Raw genomic sequence first — 6,992 nt, 5'->3', positions numbered from 1 at the left:
GGACCTCACCGTCGAACTCCCCACCCCGGACGGCACGGTCCGGCCGGTGCGCGGCGTGAGCTTCTCGGTGCGGCCCGGCGAGGCCCGCGGGCTCGTCGGTGAGTCGGGCTCGGGCAAGTCGCTCACCGCTCTCGCCATCGCCGACCTGCTCCCGTACGGCGCGCGCGTCTCGCGGCACACCCTGCGCCTGCTCGGAGCCGACCTCGCCGCCCTGACACCCAAGGAGCGGGACCGGCACCTCGCGACGGGCCTGGCGATGATCTTCCAGAACCCGGCCTCCGCGCTCAACCCGTCCCTGCGGATCGCCACCCAGCTCACCGAGGCCCCGCGGGCCCACCGGGGTGCGAGCCGCGCGGGGGCCGCCGCGCAGGCCGCCGACGCCCTGCGCCGGGTCGCCCTGTCCCCGGCACTGCTGCGCTCACGTCCTCACCAGCTCTCCGGCGGCCAACGTCAGCGCGTGATGATCGCCTCCGGGCTGATGGTGCGGCCGGGGCTGATCATCGCCGACGAACCGACCACCGCACTTGACGTCACCGTGCAGCGGCAGATCACCCGGCTGCTCACCGACATCCGGCGGGACACCTCCGCCGCGATCCTTTTCGTCAGCCACGACATCGCGCTCGTGGGCGAGTTCTGCGAACGGGTCCTGGTGATGTATGCGGGCGGCATCGTCGAGGCACTGCCCGCCGACCGCCTCACCGACGGCGCCCGGCACCCCTACACACGGGCCCTGGTCGCCTCGGTGCCGGACCTCACCGTCGACCGCGGCCGGCCGCTGCGGACGATCGAGGGGGCACCGCCCGACCTGCTCGCGCCCGCACCGGGATGTCCGTTCGAACCCCGCTGCACGCGCCGCCGGGACCACTGCGCCGAGCAGGCTCCACGGCTGGAGGACCTCGATGCCGTCCACCGGGTCGCCTGCTGGCATCCTGTACCGCTTGCGGCGATCCCCGAGCAGGTGACCGCGTCATGACCACCCTTCAGGTCACCGACCTCACCGTCCGCCATCCCGGCCCCCGCGTCCGCCCCGCCGCCGTGGACGGTGTCTCGCTGGAGATCCCGTCCGGCACCACGCTCGGCCTCGTGGGCGAGTCCGGCTCGGGGAAGTCCAGTCTGGCCCGCGCGATCGTCGGCCTCGTCCCCGTGGACAGTGGCCGGGTCCTGGTCGACGGCCGGGAGGTCCGCACCCGCACCGTCCGCGACCGGCGCCGGCTCGGCCGCCTCGTCCAGGTCGTCCTCCAGGACCCGGACACCGCGCTGGACCCCCGGATGACGGCCCGTCAGGCGCTCGTCGAAGCCGCCACCGTCTTCCGCCGACTCGACCGGGCCGCCCGCGCCGAGCGCGTCACCGAGCTGCTCGGCCTCGTCGGCCTGGACCCCCGGCTCGCCGACCGCCTGCCGCGGCAACTGTCCGGCGGCCAGCGCCAGCGGGTCTCCCTCGCCCGCGCCCTGGCCGTCGAGCCCGGCCTGCTGATCGCCGACGAGATCACCTCGGCGCTCGACGTCTCGGTACAGGCATCCGTCCTCAACACGATCCGCGACCTCCAGCGACGGCTCGGACTGTCCGTGCTGTTCATCGGCCACAACCTGCCGGCGGTCTGCCACGTCTCCGACGTCGTGGCGGTCATGCGGCACGGCCGGATAGTCGAGACCGCCCCCACCGGGACGATCCTGCGCACTCCACGGCACCCCTACACCCGAACGCTGCTCGCCTCCGTGCCGTCCCTGCGCGCGGCCCCGCCCGAGGAGCGGACGTCATCGCCGGCGGGCACCCTGACGCGGTGTCCGCCGGAGCCCGGGTGATCGGCCCCGGCGGCACCCCGCCATTCACGAACCGATATCGAAAGGAACGAACATGGGAGTTCTTCGAGGTGCACCGATCAGGCCGGAACGGAGCACGACATGACCGTCGCCCTGGACCAGACCCTGTTCCACCAGACCGGTGTCGGCCTGTCCGTACCGTTCTCCATCGCCGGGACCGGGATGCACCTGCCCCCGGAGGTCGTCACCAACCAGGAGCTCACCCGCACCCTGGACACCAGCGACGAATGGATCACCAGCCGCACCGGCATCCGCGAACGCCGCCGGCTGGCACCGCATCTGGCGACCTCCGACATGTGCGTCGCCGCTGCCCACCCGGCCCTCGACGCCGCCGGCATCGAGCCCACCCGACTGGACGCGGTCATCGTCGCCACCTACACCTGGGACCAGCCGATGGTGTCGACCGCGCTGATCGTCAAGGACGCCCTCGGCGCGCACCGCGCCCTGGCTCTGGACGTCACCCAAGCCGCCTGCGCCTCCGGCATCCAGGCCATGCTGATCGCCGCCCACCTCCTGCAGAACCCCTCCATCACCACCGTCCTCCTCCTCGCGGCCGACTGCGCCTCCAGGCTCGCCAACCCCACCGACCGCACCACCGGCGTCTTCTTCGGCGACGCCGCGGCAGCCGTCGTCCTCAGCCGCTCCGAAACCCCCGGAGCGGGCCTGCTCTCCTACAGCCTCGGCTCCCAGCTGTCCTACGGTGTCCAGATCCCCGCCGGAGGCTCCCGGCTGCCCGCCGGCACCGCCACCGTCGCCGCCGGAGACCACTACCTGTCCATGGACGGCCGCGCCGTCTGGAACACGGCGACCACCCGCCTGCCCGAGAGCATCACCAGCGCCGCCCACCGCGCCGGCGTGCCGATCGACCAGGTCAGTCATTTCTTCCTGCACCAGGCCAACCTGAACATCCTCACCGAGACCATGGCGGCGCTGGACGTTCCCCCGGAGCGCGCCCCCGTCACCGTGGACCGGCTGGGCAACACCGGATCGGCCGGGCTGTTCACCGCGCTGCACACCACCGCCACCGCAGGCGCCCTGCGCCCGGGGGACGCCTATGTGCTGGCCGGGATCGGCGCGGGCTTCCAGTGGGGAAGCCTCTGCATGCGGCACGCCTGACGCATCGTCAACTCGTCGCCGTGGTCCTTCCCGAACGGGTGAACTCCCGCCGAACCCGGGCGTTCCCGCCACCGCCCGCACCAGCATGGGCGGCATGACCACCACGCGTTCCCGGGCCGAACGGGCCGCCCAGGCCCGGACCGCCGCACCACAGCTCGCCGCCGAGGGCATCGACGGGGTGGTGTTCGGCTGGGTCGACAACGCCGGGCTCACCCGGGTCAAGTCCGTCCCGCTCGCCCAGCTCGAACACGCAGCCGAGTACGGTGTCGGCGCCGCGCCCTGCTTCGACTTCTCCCTGGTCGACGACTCCTTCGCCCGGACGCCGTCGAGCACCGGCCCGATCGGCGACCTGCGGCTCGTCCCCGACCTCGACCGGCTCACCCCGCTCGCCGCCCAGCCCGGCTGGGCGTGGGCCCCGGCCGACCGCTACACCCAGGGCGGCGCCCCGCACCCCGGCTGCCAGCGCGGCTTCACCCGCCGGGCCGCCGAGGCCGTCGAAGGGCGCGGGATGTCGGTGAAGGCCGGGATCGAGGTCGAGTGGGTGGCGGCCGACGCCGCCGGGACCCCCGCGGCGCCCGGGCCCGGGTACGGCATGACCCGCTTCGTCGAGCACTCCAACTACCTGCGGGAGGTGCTGAACGCCCTCACCCGGCAGGGCCTCGCCGTGCTCCAGCTCCACCCCGAGTACGCCGCCGGGCAGTTCGAGGTCTCCGTCGCCGCCGAGGGACCGGTCGAGGCAGCCGACACCGCGATGCTGGTGCGCCACACCATCCGGGCCGTCTCCGCCCGGCACGGCCTGCGGGTCTCCTACGCGCCCGTCTTCTCCGGGGGCGTGCTCGGCAACGGCGGCCATGTGCACCTCAGCCTCTGGCGGCACGACCGCAACCTCGCACACGGCGGCCCCGGCCGCCACGGGCTGCACCCGGAAGCCGAGCACTTCCTCGCGGGCGTGTTGTCCGAACTGCCGGCCCTGCTCGCCCTCGGCGCGCCCAGCGCCGCTTCCTACCTGCGCCTGGTTCCCTCCCGGTTCGCCGGGGCCTACCGCTGCTGGGGTCTGGAGAACCGTGAGGCGGCGCTGCGCCTGATCACCGGCTCCACCGCCGGGCAGGCCAACGCCGAGTTCAAGTGCTTCGACGCCGCCGCCAACCCGTACCTGGTGATCGGCGGCATGCTGGCCGCGGGCCTCGCGGGGCTCGACGCCGGGCTGCCCCTACCGCCCGAGATCCGCAGCGACCCCGCCACCCTCGGTACCGCCGACCGCCTCCCGACAACCCTGTCCGAGGCGACCGACGCCTACGAGAAGTCCGCGCTCCTGCGCAAGGCCCTCGGCCGCGACCTGTACGAGGCGGTACTCGCCGTACGCCGAGCGGAGGCGGAGCTGTTCGCCACCCGCACGGACGAGGACATCATCGAGGCCACCCGCTGGCGCTACTGACCGGGGGTCACTCCCCGGCCCCGTCCAGCGGCTGCGTCATGTAGACGGCCTCGGTGCCGTAGCCCGCGGGCAGATCGATCTCGGGGCGGACGCGGTAGCCCAGCCTGCTCCACAGCCCCTGCAAGCCGTGCACGGCGACCAGGGACAGGGTCCGGTGGCGCCCGGCCCGACCCGCCTCCTCCAGTCGCCGCTGCATCCGGCGGGCCAGGCCCCGGCCGCGTGACCGCTCGGAGATCACCAGGTCGTGCAGGTGCAGGTTGCCCCGTGCTGCCGTGCCCTCCTCGGCCAGGCTCAGGTCCGGGCAGCGGAAGAGCGGGTACGGCAGTGCCAGCAGGTAACCGCCGAAGCCGCCCGCGTGCTCCAGCACGAAGCAGGTCGAGGGCGAGGCACGGTGCCGGGAGCGCAGGACCTCCTCGCCCTCGGACAGGCCGCTCGCCGCGTAGGCGCGTTCCTCCAACGCGACCACCTCATCCCAATCCTCCTCCCGGAGGAGTCGGATCCGGATGTCGTTCATGCGCCTCCTCCGTCCGGAGCCGGGCTGCCAATGCAGATGTACGGCAGCGGCGCGAAGCCGTTGAACCCCTGGGTGGCGTAGGCGGCGGCGTACGCGCCACAGGAATGGACCCACACCGGCTCGCCGGAGGCGATCGCGCGCGGGACCTGTACCCAGCCGTCCTCCTGGGCGTACGCGTCGTCGCTGTCGCAGGTCGGACCGGCCACCACGGCGTCGACGAACGGCCCGCCAGGGTGGGTCGGGAACTCCAGCCGGTACTGCAACTGGTCCATCTCGTAAAGGCCGTTGAACTTCCCGCAGCTGAGGTAGAGCCAGTCCTCACGGCTGCCGTCGAGTCGATGGCGGGAGGTGAGCCGGGCAACATGGGCACGGATCGCACCGTGGTCGGCGACCAGGTGGCGGCCGGGCTCCAGCAAGAAGTCCGGCGGGGCGGAGTTGACAGCGCGCAGCCGCCCCATGCCTTCGCGGATCACGGTGAACATCTTGTCCAGCGGCGGTTCCAACGGCCGGCCGCGCCGATCGAGGACGCCGAGCGCGGGCAGTCCACCACCGAGGTTGATCCGGTCCGGAACGATGCCGTGCCGGTTGAGCGCCTCCAGTAAGGCGGCCAGCGTCTCGAATGCCTCGACCCAGGCTTCGGCCTTCATCTGCTGGGAGCCGACGTGCACCGACAGACCCGAGGGCACCAGCCCGGCGGCCCGGGCGCCACCGAGTACCCGCAGGGCATCCTCGGGCGAGCAGCCGAACTTGTGGCTCAGGCCCCACAGCGCGCCGTCGCCGGTGGTCGCGATCCGGCAGAACACCCTTGAGCCGGGGGCGTGTTCGGCGATCGCGGCGACGTCCTCCAGGCTGTCGGTCGCGAAGTCGCGCACGCCGAGCCGGTATGCCTCGGCGATATTGCGGTCGGACTTGACGGTGTTGCCGTAGTGGATCAGTTCAGGGGCCACCCCGGTGCGCAGTGCCTGCGCGATCTCCTGCGGGCTGGCCGCGTCGAAGCCGGACCCGAGCCGGGCGAGGTGTTCGAGCACCGCGCCCACCGAGCATGCCTTCATCGCGAAGCGGACCGCGACTCCGGGCAGTTCGGCACACAGGGCGGTGTACTGGCGCCCGATGCCGTCCAGGTCGTAGATGATCGCATCCTCGGCGGCGGCGGCGAGCGCGGCCCGCAGAGCGGATTGGCCATGGCGGCCGGGGGGATCGTACTGGCCGGGGAGGGACACGCTGGACGCGTGCACCGTGGCCGACGCGGTCAGGGTGCTGGGGCCAGTTCTGCCACGACCGGCCGTCCGGCGCGGTTCGGCGATCTGACGCGTGTCGGTGGCCTGATGCCTCACGTGTGAACTCCCCATACGACTGGATGATCGATGCCGAAGACTCGCTGGCACCCATGCGATGAAACGAGGAAGTCCAAAGGTCGGTTATGACATCTGCCCCGAATTCACCCCCGGCCGCACTTCATGTTCCACTGCGTCGTCGAGATCGCGCTCGATCGGACGAAGGAACCCTCCGGTCCCACCAGGTATCGCACGCGTAGTGCATGAACATGCGGAGGACTCTGCCCAGGTCAAGGCGTTGAAGAAGGAGGTCGCAGAGCTCAAGCGGGCGAACGAGATCCTCAAGGCGGCCTCGGCTTTCTTCGCGGCCGAGCTCGACCGGCCACATCTCCGCTCGTGACCTTCACCGACGAGCACCGGGAGCGCTTCGGCGGCGTCGAGCCGATCTGCACCGTGCCGACCGAGCGCGCAACAGCATCGCCCCTTCCACCTACCACGCGGCAAAGGTCCGCCCGCCCTCGGCCCGCACGGTGCGCGATGCAGAACTGAAGGTCCTGGTCCCAGAGGTGTTCGAGGCCAACTACCGCGACTACGGGGCCCGCAAGATCTGGCACCGCCTGCGCCGGCAGGGGCACCAGGTGGCCCGCTGCACGGTCGAGCGGCTGATGCGCTCGGTGATGGGCGGGGGCCTCACGGATACGCGGGGGGGGTTCTACTGCTGCTCGATGACAGCGGTCGTGAAGCGTCAGGTAGGCGAACCCGGCCGCGCTGAGCTCAGCCGGGTCCAGGCGCCCCAGCACGCTGCGCAGGGTCTTCTCGCTCGGTACCCGGT

The 6,992-nt window shown here is 72.3% G+C and carries 7 protein-coding genes and 1 pseudogene; 6 read left to right on the top strand and 2 right to left on the bottom strand.

Annotation, left to right across the window (positions count from 1 at the left end; genetic code table 11):
* From AC13HU_RS28185 to AC13HU_RS28170, 4 genes are all read left to right on the top strand, one after another.
* The coding region (locus tag AC13HU_RS28185) for an ABC transporter ATP-binding protein (protein ID WP_483044776.1) at positions 1-973 on the top strand (973 nt) is incomplete at its 5' end.
* The gene (locus AC13HU_RS28180; protein ID WP_483044775.1) at positions 970-1,803 is read left to right on the top strand and encodes an ABC transporter ATP-binding protein; all 834 of its coding nucleotides are present in this window, start codon (positions 970-972) and stop codon (positions 1,801-1,803) included. The genes AC13HU_RS28185 and AC13HU_RS28180, both read left to right, overlap by 4 nt.
* 99 nt (positions 1,804-1,902) lie before the next feature.
* Positions 1,903-2,937, top strand: a complete 1,035-nt coding sequence (locus AC13HU_RS28175; protein ID WP_483044774.1) for a 3-oxoacyl-ACP synthase III family protein — start codon at positions 1,903-1,905, stop codon at positions 2,935-2,937.
* Positions 2,938-3,031: 94 nt separating this feature from the next.
* Positions 3,032-4,372, top strand: coding sequence for a type I glutamate--ammonia ligase (locus AC13HU_RS28170; protein ID WP_483044773.1), 1,341 nt, complete (start codon positions 3,032-3,034; stop codon positions 4,370-4,372).
* Positions 4,373-4,379: 7 nt separating this feature from the next.
* On the opposite strand, the gene AC13HU_RS28165 is transcribed toward AC13HU_RS28170, so the two are convergent.
* Positions 4,380-4,886 carry a GNAT family N-acetyltransferase gene (locus AC13HU_RS28165; RefSeq protein ID WP_483044772.1) on the bottom strand — a complete coding sequence of 169 codons (507 nt, stop codon included), beginning with the start codon at positions 4,884-4,886 and terminating at the stop codon, positions 4,380-4,382.
* Positions 4,883-6,055: a type III PLP-dependent enzyme gene (locus AC13HU_RS28160; protein ID WP_483044777.1), complete on the bottom strand. Its 1,173-nt coding sequence runs from the start codon at positions 6,053-6,055 to the stop codon at positions 4,883-4,885. The genes AC13HU_RS28165 and AC13HU_RS28160 overlap by 4 nt, the downstream gene beginning before the upstream one ends.
* Positions 6,056-6,419: 364 nt before the next feature.
* Here AC13HU_RS28160 and AC13HU_RS28155 point away from each other — a divergent pair, with 364 nt between their 5' ends.
* Both AC13HU_RS28155 and AC13HU_RS28150 read left to right on the top strand, forming a co-directional pair.
* Complete coding sequence (locus tag AC13HU_RS28155; RefSeq protein WP_483044771.1) at positions 6,420-6,560, top strand: hypothetical protein; 141 nt, start codon at positions 6,420-6,422, stop codon at positions 6,558-6,560.
* A gap of 130 nt (positions 6,561-6,690) precedes the next feature.
* A pseudogene (locus tag AC13HU_RS28150) lies at positions 6,691-6,771 on the top strand (hypothetical protein); the annotation flags it as partial.
* Between the last annotated feature and the right edge of the window lie 221 nt (positions 6,772-6,992).

The sequence above is a fragment of the Streptomyces sp. NH27 genome, assembly GCF_056859195.1.
This window is presented reverse-complemented; position numbering and strand designations above follow the sequence as displayed.

Excerpts from the sequence above, each read along its gene's own strand:
- AC13HU_RS28170 (WP_483044773.1), top strand. The coding sequence starts at position 3,032 with ATGACCACCACGCGTTCCCGGGCCGAACGGGCCGCCCAGGCCCGGACC.
- AC13HU_RS28180 (WP_483044775.1), top strand. The coding sequence starts at position 970 with ATGACCACCCTTCAGGTCACCGACCTCACCGTCCGCCATCCCGGCCCC.
- AC13HU_RS28165 (WP_483044772.1), bottom strand. The coding sequence starts at position 4,886 with ATGAACGACATCCGGATCCGACTCCTCCGGGAGGAGGATTGGGATGAG.
- AC13HU_RS28175 (WP_483044774.1), top strand. The coding sequence starts at position 1,903 with ATGACCGTCGCCCTGGACCAGACCCTGTTCCACCAGACCGGTGTCGGC.